Below are 17,327 nucleotides of genomic sequence, written 5' to 3' on the forward strand. Positions count from 1 at the left end.
TGCTGGTTTCCCCGCCAGCAGGCTTTTTTATTTGCCTAGGACAGTACTAAATGATAATGAAAGCACATGAAATCGTACCGGAGTTAAAGTTTCCTGTCGGTATGCTGGGCATAGTGCTTCATCTCAATAGGAAACCATTCGCGAATAGTTTCCTGCCGGTATGGTACACCAATGCGTATCACCACAATAGGAAACTTTCCGCAAACAGTTTCCTGCCGGTATGGTTAGCCAATGTGTATCATTTCAATAGGAAACCATTCGCAAACAGTTTCCTGCCGGTATGGTTAGCCGATGTGTATCATTTCAATAGGAAACCATTCGCAAACAGTTTCCTGCCGGTATGGTACACCTATGCGTATCACCACAATAGGAAACTTTCTGCAAACAGTTTCCGGCCGGTATGGTTAACCAATGTGTATCATTTCAATAGGAAACTTTTGCGTACAGTTTCCTGTCGGTATGGTAGACCAATGTGCCTCATCGCAATAGGAAACCCATCGCGTATAGTTTCCTGTTGGTATGGTAGACCAATGTGCCTCATCGCAATAGGAAACCCATCGCGTATAGTTTCCTGCCGGTATGGTAGACCAATGTGCTTCATCTCAATAGGAAACCTTTCGCAAATAGTTTCCTGTCGGTATGCTGGGCATAGTGCTTCATCTCAATAGGAAACCCTTTGCGCATAGTTTCCTGTCGGTATGGTAGACCAATGTGTTTCACCACAATAGGAAACCTTTTGCGCATAGTTTCCTGCCGGTATGAAACACCAAAGTGTCCCCTGCCAATAGGAAACTTTTCCCCAAAGTCCTCCGACGAATTGTCTCCCAAATCCCATGCCTCAGCCCAACAAATGCACATTATTTTTCTTTGCACTACTTATAAGTATCTTCTATTAGGAAAGAAGAAAAAGAAAGAGTATATTTAAGCCAACACATCTAATTATGTGCACTTAGAATCTTATTTTGTTATGAAAGGAGGGCCCATGGGAGAGAAGGAGGAAGCGGTGGAGCGGCTGCTGGACGGGTACCGGCGGTATTACACCATTACCCGCTTCGATGGAGTAAGGGAGGAGAAAGCCCGTGGACTGGCGGAGGCCGTCCACCTGGAGAAGCCTTTCTTTTCGGGAAAGTCGGAGCTTTCGGCGGTATGTGAGTATTATGAACAGGGGGAGAAATATTTTCTCTTCCATTCCGCAAAGCTCTGGGCCACTGCGCAGGAGGAGTTTATTTTCCTCTTCAAAGTGCCCCGTCTTACGCTGGCGGTGTTCCGGGAGCTTTCGGAGTACGCCTACGAGGCGGGTATGGATATGGCCCACATCGGACCGGGCCATATGTACACCTATATTTCACCCCTGTTTATCTGCGATTCCATGGATGTGGAGGCGGCGAAGGCGCTGGTGAAGTGCCGCCGGTACAAATCGTTCCGCTTTTCTTTCCACGGATGGATGGAATACCATGCAGGAGCATTGGAGCTGGAAAGCGGGAAATTTTATTTCAACCGCGCAGGAAGGTGCATGGAAAAGGGACTGAAAAAAGTATTTGAGAATTATCCCTTTCATCAGGAATACATGAAAGCGGATGCCTGACTATCCACCGGTAAACCGGTATTTCAACCCTCACGAAAGGGGGCCGCTGTATGAATACCCTTGTATTGTTAGCTGTGTGCTTAGTGATCCTTTTATGCGGATACATCTTTTACGGCCGCTGGCTGGTGAAGCAGTGGGGCGTAGGGAAGGGTGACATTCCCACCCCCGCCCATACCATGGAGGACGGCGTGGACTATGTGCCTGCCAAGGCGCCTATCCTCATGGGCCATCATTTTTCGTCCATCGCCGGCGCAGGCCCCATTACGGGCCCCATTGGCGCCGCCATGTTCGGCTGGCTTCCGGTGACCCTGTGGGTGCTGGTGGGCGGCATCTTCTTCGGCGGCGTCCATGACTTCGGCGCCCTTTTCGCGTCGGTGCGCCACAACGGCCAGTCCATCGGCGAAATCATTTCCGCCAATATGTCCAAAAGGGCGAAGCAGCTCTTTATTATTTTCTCCTACCTCACACTCATCCTGGTGGTGGCGGCCTTTGCGGCCATCGTGGCTTCCACCTTTGGTGCGGTTTATGAAAACGGCGTGTTGAACGAAGCGAAGAGCGCCACCCCGGCTTCCGTGGCCATGGTGTCCCTCCTCTTCATTGCCGTGGCCATTGTCTTCGGCTTTGCGGTATACCGCCGCCACACCGGCATGGTGGCTTCCACCATCCTTGGCGTAGCAGCCATTGTGCTCTGCATGGCCATCGGCATGAATTTCCACCCCTTCTATTTCTCCACCCACACCTGGATGTGGCTCATCGGCCTTTACATTACCATTGCCTCCGTCACTCCCGTGTGGATTCTCCTGCAGCCCAGGGACTACCTCTCCTCCTTCCTGCTCTACGCCATGCTCATCGTGGCGGTGGTAGGTATCGTAGGAGCCCATCCGGATATTAACCCGGATCTTTTCCCGGCGTACACCGGCTTTGCCGTGGACAATGGAAACGGTACCCAGTACCTCTTCCCCATCCTCTTCACCACCGTAGCCTGCGGCGCCATTTCCGGTTTCCATTCCCTCGTTTCCTCCGGCACCACCTCCAAGCAGCTGGATAAAGAATCCGATGCGAAACCCATTGCCTACGGCGGCATGCTGCTGGAATGCGTACTGGCTATCATCACCCTCTGTGCCATTGCCTACGCAAGGGAGACCGGTCATGTGAAGGGAGCCACCGATATTTTCGCCGGCGGCATTGCAGCCATGATTGCTGCCATTCCGGGCCTTGCGTCCATGGAAAGCAGCATGTACACCCTGCTGGTGCTCACCTATTCCGCCTTCTGCCTCACCTCCCTGGACACCGCCACCAGACTGGCCCGCTTCATGTTCCAGGAATTCTGGCTGGAACCGGGGCAGACACCGAAGGACATTGACGGCACCTTCAAGAAAATCATGGTGAACCCCTACTTTGCCACCATCCTTACCGTGGTGCTGGGTATTCTCCTCGGCATGGGAGGCTTCATGAAAATCTGGGGCCTCTTCGGTGCAGCCAACCAGCTCCTGGCAGGTATCGGCCTCCTGGCTGTGGCCACATGGCTGGGCAATGCGGGGAAGAACAATAAAATGTTCCTCATTCCCATGACTTTCATGATGATTGTCACCCTGAGCTCCCTGGTTATCATCGTAAGAAACCAGATCCTCATGATTATGAACGGCACCACCGACTGGGGCCCCTACGCCCAGGCCGGCATCGGCATCCTCCTCATCGGCCTGGCCCTGGAGCTGGCAGTGGAAGGATACCGCACCATCATCCATCAGCGGAAACAGGCAAAGCTGGAAAAAACAGCAGAACTCTCCGGACTGGATGAAATGGAAGATTAAGTGTAGAAATAAAAGCAGCGGAACCGCAAGGACCGCTGCTTTTTTATGTGGGGGATAGGGGGATGGTGAGACAGTGGGACAGTGAGATAGTGGGACAGCGAGACAGGGGGACAGAGGGATGTTAGAGCCCAGCAATTATAGCCATTTTTAGTCCATCAATTTTAGCCAATTTTAGCTCAGGAATTGTGGCCAACAACTCAAGATATATGTTAACTAAGAGCTAAAAGCAGCTTTATCTGTTGGAATGAACTCTTTCGGTTTCTACGCTATACGTTTCAAGATTCTGCCCGCGGAAACTATTGCCTCTCAGTTCAAAAACCATGGCATCATCAAAAATCCTGTCCAGTGTGCAGAGGAGTGCATTATCTTCACTGAAGTTTTCCCGCCAAGAAGATGGCTCTTTGTTGCTGGTGAAAATCATATTGTTGCATCCTTCCTTGTTGTAACGTCTGTCTATGAGGTCAAAGAAAAGCTGTGTATTTTCCTTATCAAACTGGCAATGCCCTACCTCATCAATAATAAGGCAGGATGGTCGTACCAAATCAGCCAAGAGGTAACTGGTTGTATTCTTGGCACGAGCGCGAAGAAATTTATCTCTGAGTTCACTCATCTTGATGAAATAAGCCTTTAACTTATGCTTGCAGCATTCATAACCAAAAGCCTGAGCCAAGTGAGTTTTGCCGGTACCTGCAGGGCCAATGAAGATAATGTTCTTGTGGGCATAAACAGCTGACAAGGTCCTAAGTTCAGTTAACTGAGCTGCATTTTTGCCACGAATAGCAGTGAAGTCAAAATTATCAAAGGTCTTTGGATGCCTAATCGGAAGCCGACTTAATTTAAGAAATGTTTCTATGGCAATCTGGTCCTTCTTATCCGAAATATACTGAAATATACTCAGAATATCCTGCATTGTACTTTCTGAAAAGTGGTTTTCAGTTGCCAGACGAGCAATTTCCTGCGCAGTCAGATTAATATGCAGACATTTGCTGATGGATTCAATATCATCATAAAATTTATCATCAATCATTTTTTATCCCTCCCTTTTCGAAATTGAATTTGAAGAAAAGATTTGTTGAGCCGGAAGAGACCATATTTTTTTGAGTTATAGATACATGAACAGGCTCTGTTGGGACTTCCTCTGGCTCCTTTTTTACAAACTGGTCTGGGCAAAGATGATCTCCCATAGACCAGTCGACCATATAGGATGCAAGGACATTTTGCAAATCCATGGAGTACACAGTCAGGCACCGGCCTTCCCGGCATACACGGGCAATACTTCCTTTGTAAGAAAAGGGGACGCCATAGCGTCTATGCTCATAGGTAATGAACCCATCATAGGAAATCTTACGCAGTGGGCAAAGGTAACCCCTGATGGAGTCTGTTTCCTTTAACGGTTTGACCATTTTTAAGCACACATGATGGTGAATATCGTCCGAAATAATCCCCCGAGAGGGGCGGAACACTTTATTCTGTCTGTTGCACCAATCTAATGCAGCTTCATTCAAATCATTGAAATTTTCAAAAGTCCGCCCCTGCAGAAAGTTTTCCTTTACAAAACGCACCAGCCTTTCTACCTTGCCTTTTGTATATGGATGGCGAGGCTTGCAAAGAATGGTCTTAAAGCCAACCTCTTTCATAAATGCCTCATAATCTTTCTGCCAGATAGGAATTCCAGCCCAATCTCTTGCTATAACGACACTCTTCATGTTATCTGTCATTACTGACTTGGGAATCCCCATATAGCGGAATGCATGGATCATACCAATAAAAAGGCTTTCCTGACGAGCATTGGGGAAGAATTCAATGTACATTTCCCCACAATGATGACAACTCATGGCAAAGCAGGCTGCCTGGTAGTGGTGACCTGTAGAAGTGGTAACATTCACGAATCCCCAGTCCATTTGGTACATTTCTCCAGGAGCAGTGGAATATCTCCTGCTGCGAGTGTCCAGTCCTTCGACAGGTTTATGCCGAACTGGGATTAAGTCTTTATGAGCTGTGATATAACGCTTTACCGTACTGAGACTGCCATTGAAACCAATTTTTTGAAGTCTTTCCAAACAAACTGTTGAGTTGCTGACTCCACTCTTCAGCAAAGAATCTAACATCGAGACATATGGTTGCAAGATAAGAAACTTCCTGCAAGTAGAGCCGGTTTTAGGCCCCGGAGAAAGGAAGATAAAGCCATTACGTTTCCAGGTCCGTAGCTTGGAGCGTGAGATGCCCGTACGGCGTTCCAATTCGCTAAGGTTTACATTGGAAAGATTAAAAGCCGTTCCCCTCTCTGTCTTCATTTCCAAAATGGCTTGTGCTACAATGCTATCAAGGCCATTACATGTCTTTTTCATAGAACCTCCTTTATCTTGAATTGTTGACCAACACTATTTTAAAGGAGTTTTTCAAGAAATGTAATGGCTGTTTTATTTGAGCTAAAATTGGCTAGATTAGCTGAGCTAAAAATGGTCAAAATTGCTGGGCTCTAACAGCGTATATATATATCGTACATATGCCATTTACACCCCTCTTTTCTCTTGTACATCTCTATAGGTATATTCTTGTTCCACTTGTTCCACTGTCCTGTTTTCCTCGATGAAGACTGGAAAATCAGGTGGAACAAGCGGCGGAACAAGATGGGACAAGGTGGAACAACTTTGGAAAAATTAACAGGTGAAATTTTGTTCCCGTGGAACAAGCTGGAACGAGATGGGACAAGCTGGAACAAGAATATGCGGGAGCTTGTTCCAGTCGTTGAAATAATAAGGCAGAGTGACACTGTGGGTAAGGGTTCATAGGGTTCAGAAGGTTCAAAGGGTTCAGAGGGGAAGGTATCGCCCTTTGGGCGATGAAGTTTTTATGCCGCCTACGGCGGCAGCGCTGCCGGAGGCAGCGAAAACCGTACAACCGGGCTTCGCCCGTCGGAAATGCACCCCTTCTGCCTACGACACCTCTCCACGGGAAAGCGTCTCACACGATTCTCACTCGCCTGCGGCTCCCTACGAATCGTGTTCGCTTGCCACCCCGGAGGGGGAGGTTTGCTCTCCGCTTCTCTTAGTGCTAACTTATGTCGCTCATTCTATAGCGCCGCTAAAACTTCCCCCTCCGGGGGAAGTACCGCCGCAGGCGGGGATAGGGGTGCATTTCCCTCGCGCCAAAGGCGCGGTTTGCCTGTTTTCCCACGGGCGAAAGCCCGGTTGTATGGTTTTCCCAGCCACCAGCTACAAGCTACTAGATCTACGCCACAAGGCGGCCCCCCGATCCCGACCCCGACCCCGATCCCAGCCGCTTCGCGGCTAGTCCCGTTCATAAAATCTCTGTCTCCCATAGGGTGTACACTTTTTCCTGCTCGCCCTCTTCCAGCCGTCCATTTTGCTCATGATAGAAGAAATGTCATAGCTGTCCTGTTTCTTCATGCGGGCAGGGTCAAGGCCGAAGCATTCGGCGTAGATTTCCATATGGGTGACAGTGTCCCTGGTAACGACACCCGGTTCTTTCGGCAGGCCGTCGGCGCCGGAAAGGTAGAGCCGCCTTTCTGACAGGTCCATGGAGTCCCATGTTTTAGGCAGTTTGGTTTCAAGGTATTTCCGCACCAGTCCTTCCCTGTCGTCTGCTTCCATGGCGGCCTGCTGCTGTTTCCGGGCAGCGGAAAGGAGCTCGTTATCGAGGTACAGCGGTTCCCTGGCTTTCCATATGGCCATGGCTTCGGCCCAGATCTGCAGGATTTCGTCCTTTGTCAGATGCCAGGGCTTGCGTGCATTACTGCCTCTGACCGCCACGGGCCAGAATCTGCGGTTGCCCGTGACGTCCCGCAAGAAGCCGTTTTCGGCGTTGGTGGTGCCTACGATGACGCACTGCCGGGGATGGCTTTCCACTGTAATACCGTAGCTGGCGCGGTATTTGTCGTCCCGTCTGGAAATAAAGGATTTCACGGTCTCAATATCCGCTTTCTTCATGCCCGCCAGTTCGCCAAGTTCCAATATGAAATAGCCCTGCAGTTTTTCCGCCGCCGCTTTATCCCTCATGTCCGTCAGCGTAAGGCTGTCGGAGAACCACTGTCCCCCAAGGCGGGAGAACAGCGTAGATTTGCCTATTCCCTGGCTCCCATTGACAATAAGGACGGAGTCAAATTTTATCCCCGGCTCATGCACCCTCGCCACGGCGGCGGCCAGTGTTTTCCTTGTGACCGCCCTTGTGTATTCGCTGTCCTCGGCGCCCAGATAGTCCACCAGCAGCATTTCCACCCGCTTCACGCCATCCCACGGGGGAAGGGACGCGAAAAATTCGCGGATAGGATGAAACTGGCGCTCGCTGGCCACGGTAATGAGGGCATCTTTGGCCTTCATGGGCGCATAAATGCCGTAATGGCTGGAAATGTACGAATTCAGCTGGGACATGTCATTGTCCGACCAGCCCTGTTTAATCCGCGGCCATGGAAGGGAGCCCCGAACGTCCACGGAATCGGTGAGAAGGTTGTAGGAAATGGGATGCAGCTTCTCATCCATGCGAAGGATGGTCAGGAAATTGGTAAGGCAGTTGTCCACGGTGCCGTCGGACCTGAATTTCAGCCTTGCCGTCAAACTTTTGACGGTTCCCGCTTTGGCGGCCTTTGGCGCAGGCACCTTGAAATCCTCTTCCGCTTCCCTTGCTTTCGATTTCAAAATTTCTTCACGAACCCGCTCATCCTTTTTCGCAAAGTCAATCATGGCCCTGTAGGACGGCAGACGGTCCACAGCGCAGCCGGCATCCGCATCACTGTCCAGATGGCCGAAACGGGTCAGCCTCACCGCGTCAAAGGCGTTCAGTATCCTTCCTGAGAGGGGGTCCGTGGCATGGAAAGAATACATGAATTTTCCTTCATACACCACCAGTCCCGCCGACGAATCGGCGGGCTTGTAGTCATAGCGCCCGGGAATCGCCGATGGCTCATACCGGTCAGAAAGGAATGTCCGGATCACCTCATCCATAGGCCAGGCCCGGCAGAATGCCCCCACCAGTCCCCTCTTCCCATATGGGTCCTCTGCCTTCGCCACCGTCGCCGCCATCGCTTTTCCATCCGCCGATGGCCATGAAGAAACGTCCCGCCAGTCCTTGTACTCCTTCAGCACCTCGTCCGGATCCAGCAGCTCCCTTTCCTGCCCCAGAGCCACATACTCCCCGTCCTTTGACACGGAACCCCAGTACATGAGGCGTTCCGGCTCAAAGGTGGTGGGGTCGAAAAGCTCCATGCCCAGATGTTCCGCCACCTTCCGTGAAATGGCCCCATACTCTGCAGCCGATACATCCCGAAGAAGAGGAATCACCAGCCGGAGCCTCGGACTCTCGGGCCTGCTCTTATGGGTGGAATACAGGAAACAGGTGCAGGAGAGCTTTCCCAGCACCTCAGACACCACACCCGGATGGCCATGGTCCATGTCAAGAGTCAGAAGAGACCTGGAAACCACATGGGTCTTCTTTCTGAGCCCATCCTTCAGGAAACCGCCTACAAAGCCGCCCACGTCCTTCACATCCGCCTGCCGCGCTCGCGGCATTCTTCGGTACTCCTCTGCGGTCTCCCCTGTCCGTACAGGCCGTTTCATCTTCTCCACCAGCTCAGGCCAGGTCATAGACCGGTTCTCCCAGATTCTCACTTTACGGTTCTGCGCCAAGGCGACTTGATAGGTTCTTTCCATAGTGGCATCCTTTCTGTATTGGTTAATAGACAAATAATGGAGTAAATATAGAGACATAAGATGTTTTGTGGCTAGTGGCTGGTGTCTATGCGCCTTGCGGCGCAGTGGCTTGTGGCTGGTAGCTGGTGGCTAGTTCTTTGTTTTTAACAACTAGCCACTAGCAACTAGCAACTAAACTAGCAACCAGCCACTAGCTACCAGCTACTAATCCCCCCTTCCCTTTTACCCCGCAGGAAAGACCCGCAGATAACTAGAAAAAGGAGAAGCAGAAACAGTCCCAGCTTGCCATGTCCGATAACTTTACTGCTTTTGATTGCTTTTGTCAGTTTGATCCCAAAAATACTTGAACTTTGCATAGACCATCTCCTTTTCTGATGTAATATCAGATACAAAGGGCAGTGCCGGTAGAGATACAGACCCTTTGATAAGGAGAGATGCAGCAGAATCAGTACTGTCCTGAAATAAACCAAGGAATACGCGAAAAAGACACAAGAAAAAGGCCGGGCATGGTTAGCCCGGCCTTCGAATATCTATCACAGACCGAGCATGTAAACAGCCGCTTCTGTCTGACAACAGAAAGCAATTTACATGCAGTAAAAATTATTGTGTATGGACCGCTGTGCTTTATTCGTAAACTCCCACTATATGCAGCTGACACCGGCCATGGCAACAACCGGATCCCCTCAGCCGCGCGGGATACGTCACACATGTATTTAGTATAACCGGTACGCTTATAATATGCAAGATATATTTAATTACGTAGTTAAATAAAAAATCTATAACCACAAATATACATTTTTCATAATAGCGTGGTAAATATTTATACAGTTGTTGCTCTTTCGCAACAATTGAATTGTAGAAATGTTACATACTGTTACATACTATTTCTTGGTGTTTCATAAATGTTTCATCATGTGTCATGACAAATCATAAACTGTATGCAGTGGGGAAATTTGATGCACAGGGAAGGGGCTGGGATCGGGATCGAGATCGGGATCGAGATCGGGGCGGTGGTGGGCGTGCAGCTGCGAAGCGGCTGGGATCGAGGATTGAAGATCGAGATCGAGGCTGTGGGCGCCTTTTAATTTATATAAGGCGCCTCTTATGATAAAACCATACAACCGCCCTTACGGGCGAATGGAAAACAAGCAAACCTCGCTTCGCTCGTTGGAAATGCACCCCTATCCCCGCCTGCGGCGGTACTTCCCCCGGAGGGGGAAGTTTGCTCTCTGCTTCCCTTAGTGCTAACTTAAGTTGCTCATTCTATAGCGACGCTAGGAGTTCCCCCTCCGGGGTGGCAAGGGAACTGGATTCGTAGGGAGCCCTTGGGCGACTGAGAATCCAGTGACACGCTTCACACCGTGGCAAAGGTGGTGCGTTAGCACCAAAAGGGGTGCATTTCCAACACGCCGCAGGCGTGGTTGGCTTGTTTTCCCACGGGCGAAAGCCCGGTTGTATGGTTTTTCCCAGCCACCAGCTACAAGCTACCAGCCACCGGCTGCTTTGCTGCCCCAGCCAATACAAAAGCGCCGCCCCATCAAGGGCGGCGCTTTACTCACCTCCTAATCATTCACGCTTCCGAAAGATCACCGGTATCTACGCGGCGTACGCCGGACAGCGGGTAATTGGTAATTCCCGCAATCGCCTTGCCCGCATCCAGCAGTTCCTGGTCACCGGCATCCAGCTTGATATTGGAGAAGCTCAGACTTTTGATCTTCGCCGCTCCGGATGCTGTGGTGCCATCCTGCACACGGATCTGCAGTTTTACGTCAGTAATCGCCTTAGTAACAGCCATAGGCAGCCTCCTTTCTTTGTTTGTACTACTCATGATTTGTTCTTTAGGTAGAGTCATTGTCTGTGAAAAGGTTCAAAGGGTTCATAGGGTTCAGAAGGTTCAAAGGGTTGTGGTATCGCCCTGCGGGCGATGAGTTTTGTATGCCGCCTGCCGGCGGCTCCTCGATCCCGATCCCGATCTTCGATCCCTGCTCTATTGCCTCCCCCCTCTCTCTCCTCACATGACTCCACTCCCTCAAGCCAGCTCTTCTTCCGTGGTGCTCATGATAACTGCTTTCTTGAAGCCGGTATATTCCGCGCCGGAGCGGGTTACCATAATGGGCTGGATTTTTGCCACCGCCGCCTTTACTTCATCCAGTGTCAGTCCATCCTTCGGATTGGCAATGGTGATAGTAGCAGTGGCGTTGCTTCCTGCCGCAAACACAAGCTGCAGTGTCTTCATTCACATTCCTCCTTTCAGGGCACTTCGGATTTTCCATCCCGGGCCCTGGGATGTTCCGTTCATTTCACCCTCTACTATATAAATAGAAAAAAGAGCTTTTATGTGAACGTCATGCAGCAAAAATTTCTTTAAATTCTCGGCTGGCCAGAAAAATTTTCCTTATACGCCGCATATATCCATAGATTCCGCAGCGGGAAACTTTCCTTTCTGCCGCAATTTCTTCCCATGTCATCCCGGAAAGACGTTTTCTTAATAACACTTTCTGCATTTCAGTAAGTGGAAAGCGGTTGATGAAGTCATGAAGTTCTTTTTCATCCATGTCATTCACATCATCAATCCCTCTGCTATTCAGGACCACATCGGCCACCCTTTCTGAAGATAGTTTCTTTTCGTGGGCTCGGCAGCATTTCACAGCACGCCATTTCAGTCTGGTCCTGATATAAGCTGAGAAAGGAACGCCTGCCTTGAAGTCGAACTGTGCTAAATCCTCGAAAAAGCAGAGCCATAGTTCCTGAGCCACATCCTCTGCATCCAGTGTTTTATAAGTCGTATGAGCCATCTTATAAATAGATTCCTTAAACTGTTCGCATAATGTTTCCTTTGCCGCCATATCTCCCGCTCTGGCGCGGCGCACCAGTTCTTCAATAAAATCCTCCTTCATCAGTCTTGGACACTTTCCCCGGCAATGCCGGACAAAGCGGCCCTTTTCATTCTATTCAGCCATTTCTATTTTTCTCTAAGGTCCGCTAAAAAACATTCATTGCACTACAAAAAGCCCGGTATCTCCAAATCAGCATGGAATGCCCAATGAGTTCGGTGTCTGCATGGTCTACGGCCGCTGCTGTACGGGGTACGACGGCGCGCGCCAGGCATGAGTCTCCCGTCATTTCTGCATATATGGGGCTGATTTAGAGTCCTGGGTACTTTCTGTAGTTCATATTTTGATCCTTTCTGCAGATTGGATAGAAGGAAGCAAGGGGATCCCTGCGTCTCCGAAATGCCCTCTCCTGCGATGCCTAGGATTGACAGGAAAGCGCCTGTTTTCAGAATTGCCTTATAAACTTGGCCCTTCTACTATATTAATAGAAAAAATCGCTTTTATGTGAACGTGGGAAATAAAAAAATTCTTTTCTTCATTGTACGGAAAATGAAAAAAAGTTGCAAGAAAATATCCCGCCTTTGGGGCGGGAATGGTTTTTAAGATTGACCGTTCTTTGGCGCTGAGGGTTGTGGTAGGCGCCTTCAAAAATAAAGGGGCGCCATGATAATAAAACCAAACAACCGCGCCCTTGTCGCGAATAGAAAACAGGCAAACCTCGCTTAGGCTCGTTGGAAATACACCCCTTCTGCCGCCTGCGGCGGTTTCTCCCCCGGAGGGGGAGATTTGCTCTATGCTTCCCTTGGTGCTAACTTAAGTTGCTCATTTTATAGCATCGTTAAAACTTCCCCCTCCGGGGGAAGTACCGCCGTAGGCGGGGATAGGGGTGCATTTCCCCGCCCGAAGGGCGGTTGTATGGTTTTCCACGCCCGTAAGGCGGTTGCAAAGGTTTTATTGTCCCACCGCTTTAGCGGGGGAAAGGTGGTGGCGCCAGCCACCAAAGGGGGTGCCGCTTTTTCCTCGCCCGTCAGGGCGGTTGTATGGTTTTCCAACGAGCAAAGCGAGTTTGGCTTGTTTTCCTTCGGGCGATAGCCCGGTTGTATGGTTTTATCATACTGGCGCCCCTTCTCTTTGAAGGGCGCCCACCGCCCCCCCTGAGCGAAGCGATGCACCCCTTCTACACAACCCTTGGCACCGAGGGCCGAAGGCCCGATGGATGCCATACGCCCCTCTGCCGCGAAGCGGCAGGCCCCTACGGGAATGCTGCCGCCCCGCCAACCGGTATTTACTGCCATTGGCGTCACTTACTCCATGCACCGAGATCCTTCGCTGCGCTCAGGATGACGGTTGCCCGGCGGGGCTGTTCGATCCCGGTCCCGATCCCGATCCCGGCCGCGCCGTCAGGCGCCCCCCCGATCGCAGCCGCTTCGCGGCTGCTCAGCTCCCGGACTTCAAATCCCCCAGGTGCTCCGTATGATTCAGCATATAGAGTACATTCATATCGCCGGGGTAGATGATGACCTCCGAGATGCTGGCATTGGAGAGGGCCAGGTTCCAGGACCTTGCCAAAGGGATGTCGATGAGGGCGCAGATGATGGTTCGCAGCGCCGCTCCGTGGCAGACGATGGCGTAGGTTTTGTTGTCTCCCCTTTGGATAATGCCATTTATGGCTTTCATGCAGCGCTCCTGGCATTCTTTGAAGGATTCGCCGTGAGGAAGCTTCATGGTGCCGGCGTCGTGGTACATGGCTTCGATCATGCCGGGCCAGATTTTTTCGATTTCGTCGTAGGTTTTTCCTTCCCAGTCGCCGAAGGAGAGTTCTTTGAGGTTTTCGTCTGTTTCCAGGGTCAGGTGGTGGCCTGCCGCAATGCCTTCAGCGGTTTTGGCGGCCCGCTGGAGGGGACTTGCGATGACGCCGTCCAGGTGGATGTCCTGGAACCAGGCCGCCGTTTTTTCGGCCTGGGCGAGGCCTTTTTCGCTCAGGGCCACGTCGGTGCGGCCCTGGTAGCGGCCGGAGCTGTTCCACAGGGTCTGGCCGTGCCGTACAAGGTAAAGTGTAATCATGGATGGTAAACCTCTTTCAATGCGTTAAGGAGCCGGTCGTTTTCTTCTCTTGTCCTGACGGCCAGGCGGAAGAAGGAGTCATCAAGGCCTTCGTAGTTGCCGCACTGGCGGATGAAGATGTCCTTTGGAAGGAGAAGTTTCTGTAAGTCGGCGGCGTCTTTGATGGAGCCGGTAAGTTTTAAAAGGATGAAATTGACACAGCCCGGGTAAACCTTGAGCCCTTCAATTTCTGATAATTTCTCTGCGAAATATGTCCTCTCGGCGGCGCAGAAGGCCCGGGACTGCTTAATGTATTCCCTGTCTTTGGCGGCGTAGGTCATGTAGAGCTGGGCGGGGCCGTTCACGTTCCAGGGGATGAGCCGTTCTTTGAGCTTTTCCGTAAGCCGGGGGCAGGCGAAGGAGCAGCCGATGCGAAGACCGGGAACGGCGTAGAATTTCGTTAAGGACATGATGACCACCAGGTGTGAATAAGTCTTTACGAAGGACCGGTAGGACAGGTTTCCTTCCACAAAATCGATGAAGGATTCGTCAATCACCACATAGCTCTCCCTTTCCTCCGCCAGGGTCATGACTTTTTGGAAATCGTCCTTTGAGAGAAGGCAGCCGTCCGGGTTGTTCGGGTGGCCCAGATAGAGGAGGGAGCCGGGAGCCATTTTCTTCTCCAGTTCGTCCATGGGCAGGGCAAATCCCCGGTCTTTGTCCAGTAGGAAACTTTCCGTTTCCGCCCCCGCCGCTTCAGCGGAGAGGCGGTATTCGGAGAACGCCGGCGCCGGTACCAGCACTTTTTTCGGCTGCACCATGCGAAGGAGGGTGTACATGAGCTCGGTGGCCCCGTTTCCAAGGGCCATGGTGTCCTTGTCCATGCCGTAGGCAAGGGAAAGGGATTCTATCACGTCCCGGTCTTCCACGTCCGGGTAGCGGAGGGTTTCGATTTCCCAATAACGGGAAAGAGCCTTTCTCCCCAGGGGAGAAAGGCCGAGCGGATTGATGTTGATGCCGAAATCAAGGATTTTATTTCTTTCGGCGGGGTCCAGGGAAAAGACGTCGCCGCCGTGCCTAGAGCTTTTCAAAGTCATGGATATCACACTTTCTGCACTGCATGCCCTGGTTCGTAATGTGCACCAGGTCCAGGAAGGAAATCCTCCCTTTCATTCTGTCATCAAGGAAATTTTTCACTGCCATGGCGTCCCGGTCCATGGGGAGAATGAGCCCCAGCACCGTGCCGCTGTGGGCGCAGATGACCCCTTTGCCTCCCCTTTCCATTCCAAGATGGTAGAAATCGGCAAGTGGTTTCTTGAAGAGGATTTTCTGGTTGGCAAAGGAGCTCATGGACGCAGCTTTGCCGATGAGGTCCAGGGACTTTTGGGAGATGCCCTCTTTAAAAAGAGAAAGGGCCTCTGCCATTTTCTTTTCGTTGCTCCTCTGCAGGTCCACCAGACCCACGCGGGAGTTGAACTGCATGGTGTCCACTTCCCCGCCGCAGTCGTAAATCAAAATCTGCATGGCAGGGCAGATTCCCATTTCCCGGATGAGCCGGCCTTCGCGGTAGTCAAACTGCACCACCCCTTTGAAAAAGGTGGCGTCGCTGGGTTCGATGGAAAGGGCAATCTCCGCGATTTCCCGCTCCGACAGCTTCCTGCCGCAGGCAAGGGCCGCTGCCTGGGCGGCGGCGCTGATATCGGCGGTGCTGGAAGCCATGCCCTTCCCCTTTTGGATATGGGACCGGAGCTTCAGGGGCACCGGATTTCCTTCCCCCAGGTAGGCCAGGGTCTTCTCCACCGCCGAAAGGGCCTTGGGCGGAAGCCTGTCCCCTTCCCCCTCAAAGCCGGAGAGTGCATAGGAAAAACGGTCTATGGGACAGGTCACCATAAAGGAGGAACCTTCTATATATCCCTGAATGAACTCGCCGCAGGATCCCGGCGAGCTTACAACATATGCCATAGATTCCCCCTGGTTATCAAAACAAAAAGGAGCGCCAGGAAAACTTCGGTCACCTGGTTCACAAAGCCGTAGGTATCACCGGTGGTGCCGCCGATTTTCCCCACAATCCAGCGGTTCAGGTACAGCCCCAGAAAAAGGGCCGCCCCCGCCAGTACAAGATACAGAAATCCGAAATACAGCGCCGGCAGCAGCGCAAAAACAGAGGCCATGGCCACCGCATGCTTCGGCCGGTACGCCGAAAAAGCCTTCCCCATGCCGTAGGGCCGGGCATAGGGAAATTCACAGATGCTGATCACCAGATTCAGCCGCCCCAGCGTAGGCGCCGCAATGAGGAGCGGATAGAGAGACGTCTCCACGGACCCCAGGGACAGGGTGTACAGATTGATGAAAATGATGATGGACAGCATGCCAAAGGAACCGATGAGACTGTCCTTCATGATTTCCAAAGACCGCTCCCGGGACCTGCCCGAAAACAGCCCGTCCGACGAATCCATCAGCCCGTCAGCCAGGGTGCCGCCTGATATAAAAAGCTCTCCCAACACAATGAGGAAGGCCGTCAGATAAGGCATATCCAAAGGCTTCAGGAGGAAATAAATGAGGCACATAAAGGCCCCGATAATCCATCCGTATATGGGAAAAAAGACCACGCTCTTCCCGAATTCCTCATCCTTCCACACTGTCTCGTTCGAAACATGGATGCGGGTGAGAAACTGGAGACCGACTAAAAATGAGTTCATATTGACACCAACTATATATAAATAAAGGTTCTTAAGATTGATGGGCCCTCCGGGCCCAAGGGTTCTTAAGTTTGACGGGGCCTTTGGCCCCGAGGGTTGTGGTATCGCCAATGGACACGCCCTTCGGGCGTGAGGGTTCAAAGGGTTCTTAGGGTTCTAAGGGTTGACGCGCCTGTGCCGCGAGGGTTGTGGTAGGCGCCTTCAAAAATAAAGGGGCGCCATTATGATAAAACCAAACAACCGCGCCCTTGGCGCGAAAGGAAAACAAGCAAACCGGGCCTACGGCCCGAGGGAAATACACCCCTTTTGGTGCTGCGCACCACCTTCCCCCCGGAGGGGGGACTTTATCCGAAGCTGCACAAAGAGCAACTTAAGTTAGCACTAAGGGAAGCATAGAGCAAATCTCCCCCTCCGGGGGAGACGCCGCCGCAGGCGGCAGAAGGGGTGCATTTCCCACGCGCCGAAGGCGCGGTTGGCCTGTTTTCCCTCGCCCGCAAGGGCGGTTGTTTGGTTTTACTAGCCCACTAGCTCGCCAGCCCACTAAATTTGTTTTCTACAAACTGGCGGCGAAGCCGCCCACCACGGCCTTTTCCCCTGAGCGAAGCGATGCAACCCTTCTATACAACCCTTGGCACCGAGGGCCGAAGGCCCGATGGATGCCATACGCCCCTCTGCGCCGAAGGCGCAGG

At 51.7% G+C, this 17,327-nt stretch carries 12 protein-coding genes; 2 read left to right on the top strand and 10 right to left on the bottom strand.

Going from position 1 to position 17,327, the window contains the following annotated elements; translation table 11 throughout:
• Positions 1-982 precede the first annotated feature (982 nt).
• Positions 983-1,585 (top strand): hypothetical protein, encoded by a 603-nt coding sequence (locus QZQ29_RS01610; RefSeq protein WP_296958811.1) that lies wholly within the window; start codon positions 983-985, stop codon positions 1,583-1,585.
• A gap of 50 nt (positions 1,586-1,635) precedes the next feature.
• Positions 1,636-3,396 (top strand): carbon starvation protein A, encoded by a 1,761-nt coding sequence (locus QZQ29_RS01615; protein WP_296958814.1) that lies wholly within the window; start codon positions 1,636-1,638, stop codon positions 3,394-3,396.
• A gap of 232 nt (positions 3,397-3,628) precedes the next feature.
• Here the strand turns inward: QZQ29_RS01615 and QZQ29_RS01620 are convergent, their stop codons facing one another.
• The 10 genes from QZQ29_RS01620 to QZQ29_RS01665 all read right to left on the bottom strand — a co-directional run bounded on the left by QZQ29_RS01620 (position 3,629) and on the right by QZQ29_RS01665 (position 16,638).
• Positions 3,629-4,423, bottom strand: a complete 795-nt coding sequence (locus QZQ29_RS01620) for an ATP-binding protein (RefSeq protein ID WP_296958816.1) — start codon at positions 4,421-4,423, stop codon at positions 3,629-3,631.
• Positions 4,416-5,744: an IS21 family transposase gene (gene istA / locus QZQ29_RS01625; RefSeq protein ID WP_296958818.1), complete on the bottom strand. Its 1,329-nt coding sequence runs from the start codon at positions 5,742-5,744 to the stop codon at positions 4,416-4,418. Before istA ends, QZQ29_RS01620 begins: the two co-directional genes overlap by 8 nt.
• Positions 5,745-6,686: 942 nt before the next feature.
• A complete protein-coding gene (locus tag QZQ29_RS01630) occupies positions 6,687-8,921 on the bottom strand; it encodes a virulence-associated E family protein (RefSeq protein WP_296958819.1) in 2,235 nt (744 codons plus the stop codon).
• A 1,711-nt stretch (positions 8,922-10,632) separates the two neighbouring features.
• Positions 10,633-10,857: a DUF1659 domain-containing protein gene (locus QZQ29_RS01635; protein WP_296958820.1), complete on the bottom strand. Its 225-nt coding sequence runs from the start codon at positions 10,855-10,857 to the stop codon at positions 10,633-10,635.
• A 234-nt stretch (positions 10,858-11,091) separates the two neighbouring features.
• On the bottom strand, positions 11,092-11,298 hold the full coding sequence (locus QZQ29_RS01640) for a DUF2922 domain-containing protein (RefSeq protein ID WP_296958821.1): 207 nt from the start codon (positions 11,296-11,298) through the stop codon (positions 11,092-11,094).
• A 109-nt stretch (positions 11,299-11,407) separates the two neighbouring features.
• Entirely contained in the window at positions 11,408-11,959 is a 552-nt protein-coding gene (locus tag QZQ29_RS01645) for a sigma-70 family RNA polymerase sigma factor (protein WP_296958822.1), read from the bottom strand.
• Between the two features lie 1,374 nt (positions 11,960-13,333).
• Entirely contained in the window at positions 13,334-13,960 is a 627-nt protein-coding gene (gene cobC / locus QZQ29_RS01650; protein ID WP_296958824.1) for an alpha-ribazole phosphatase, read from the bottom strand.
• Positions 13,957-15,036, bottom strand: a complete 1,080-nt coding sequence (locus QZQ29_RS01655; protein WP_296958825.1) for a threonine-phosphate decarboxylase — start codon at positions 15,034-15,036, stop codon at positions 13,957-13,959. The genes cobC and QZQ29_RS01655 overlap by 4 nt, the downstream gene beginning before the upstream one ends.
• A complete protein-coding gene (locus QZQ29_RS01660; RefSeq protein ID WP_296958827.1) occupies positions 15,017-15,901 on the bottom strand; it encodes a GHMP kinase in 885 nt (294 codons plus the stop codon). The genes QZQ29_RS01655 and QZQ29_RS01660 overlap by 20 nt, the downstream gene beginning before the upstream one ends.
• Positions 15,886-16,638 (bottom strand): adenosylcobinamide-GDP ribazoletransferase, encoded by a 753-nt coding sequence (locus tag QZQ29_RS01665; protein ID WP_296958830.1) that lies wholly within the window; start codon positions 16,636-16,638, stop codon positions 15,886-15,888. Before QZQ29_RS01665 ends, QZQ29_RS01660 begins: the two co-directional genes overlap by 16 nt.
• Positions 16,639-17,327 lie beyond the last annotated feature (689 nt).

Origin of the sequence: uncultured Dialister sp. (assembly GCF_900538805.1) — a bacterium.
Taxonomy (GTDB): Bacteria; Bacillota; Negativicutes; order Veillonellales; family Dialisteraceae; genus Dialister.

Excerpts from the sequence above, each read along its gene's own strand:
- QZQ29_RS01645 (WP_296958822.1), bottom strand. The coding sequence starts at position 11,959 with ATGAAGGAGGATTTTATTGAAGAACTGGTGCGCCGCGCCAGAGCGGGA.
- QZQ29_RS01635 (WP_296958820.1), bottom strand. The coding sequence starts at position 10,857 with ATGGCTGTTACTAAGGCGATTACTGACGTAAAACTGCAGATCCGTGTG.
- QZQ29_RS01630 (WP_296958819.1), bottom strand. The coding sequence starts at position 8,921 with ATGCCGCGAGCGCGGCAGGCGGATGTGAAGGACGTGGGCGGCTTTGTA.
- QZQ29_RS01615 (WP_296958814.1), top strand. The coding sequence starts at position 1,636 with ATGAATACCCTTGTATTGTTAGCTGTGTGCTTAGTGATCCTTTTATGC.
- QZQ29_RS01665 (WP_296958830.1), bottom strand. The coding sequence starts at position 16,638 with ATGAACTCATTTTTAGTCGGTCTCCAGTTTCTCACCCGCATCCATGTT.
- QZQ29_RS01640 (WP_296958821.1), bottom strand. The coding sequence starts at position 11,298 with ATGAAGACACTGCAGCTTGTGTTTGCGGCAGGAAGCAACGCCACTGCT.
- QZQ29_RS01610 (WP_296958811.1), top strand. The coding sequence starts at position 983 with ATGGGAGAGAAGGAGGAAGCGGTGGAGCGGCTGCTGGACGGGTACCGG.
- QZQ29_RS01660 (WP_296958827.1), bottom strand. The coding sequence starts at position 15,901 with ATGGCATATGTTGTAAGCTCGCCGGGATCCTGCGGCGAGTTCATTCAG.
- cobC (WP_296958824.1), bottom strand. The coding sequence starts at position 13,960 with ATGATTACACTTTACCTTGTACGGCACGGCCAGACCCTGTGGAACAGC.
- QZQ29_RS01655 (WP_296958825.1), bottom strand. The coding sequence starts at position 15,036 with ATGACTTTGAAAAGCTCTAGGCACGGCGGCGACGTCTTTTCCCTGGAC.
- istA (WP_296958818.1), bottom strand. The coding sequence starts at position 5,744 with ATGAAAAAGACATGTAATGGCCTTGATAGCATTGTAGCACAAGCCATT.
- QZQ29_RS01620 (WP_296958816.1), bottom strand. The coding sequence starts at position 4,423 with ATGATTGATGATAAATTTTATGATGATATTGAATCCATCAGCAAATGT.